The organism is Sphingobium nicotianae, assembly GCF_018603885.1.
Lineage (GTDB): Bacteria > Pseudomonadota > Alphaproteobacteria > Sphingomonadales > Sphingomonadaceae > Sphingobium > Sphingobium nicotianae.
Map to the genome: position 1 here is coordinate 1 of NZ_JAHGAW010000026.1, position 808 is coordinate 808.

1 pseudogene is annotated in these 808 nt (G+C 62.4%); it reads left to right on the top strand.

Annotation, left to right across the window (positions count from 1 at the left end):
- Positions 1-62 precede the first annotated feature (62 nt).
- Positions 63-808 (top strand): annotated as a pseudogene (locus tag KK488_RS21190) (IS3 family transposase); the annotation flags it as partial.

The following is an 808-nucleotide window of genomic DNA, read 5'->3' on the forward strand; positions in this document are numbered from 1 at the left end:
CCTGCTCCCCTGAAATGTCCTCGGATTGAGGTTAGCCTGTTCCTTGAAGAGGAGGACAGGCAGTGAAGCGATCGAGGTTCAGTGAAGAGCAGATCATCGGGATCTTGAAGGAGCACGCGGCCGGCCTGACGGCAGCGGAGCTGTGCCGCAAGCACGGCATCAGCGACGTGACCTTCTATAAATGGCGCAGCAAATATGGCGGCATGGAGGTGTCGGAGGCCAAGCGGCTGAAGGCCCTTGAGGAGGAGAACGCCAAGCTCAAGAAGCTGCTGGCGGAGTCGATGCTGGACGTCTCGACATTGCGCGAGATGCTGGGAAAAAACTTCTGACGCCCGGTTCGAGGAGAAATGCCGTGAACTGGGCCATCGAGAACAAGGGCTACTCGCAGCGCCGGGCCTGTGGCCTGGTGGGCATCGATCCGCGCGTCCATCGCTATCGGTCGACGCGGGGAGATGATGATGAGCTTCGCTCCAGATTGAAGGTGTTGGCGGCTGAACGCCGCCGGTTCGGCTATCGCCGGCTGCACATCCTGCTGCGGCGTGAAGGCGTGGATGTGAACTGGAAGAAGCTTTATCGGGTCTATCGGGAAGAGCGGCTGACGGTGCGCAAGCGCGGTGGCCGCAAACGGGCGCTGGGCACCCGGGCGCAGATGGTGGTCCCGCAGGGGTCGAACCAGCGCTGGAGCCTGGACTTCGTGTCCGACACGCTGGTCGACGGGCGGCGGTTCCGGATCCTGTGCGTCATCGACGACTATAGCCGTGAGTGTCTGGCCGTGGTCGTGGACAACTCGCTCTCGGGTCAGCGCGTT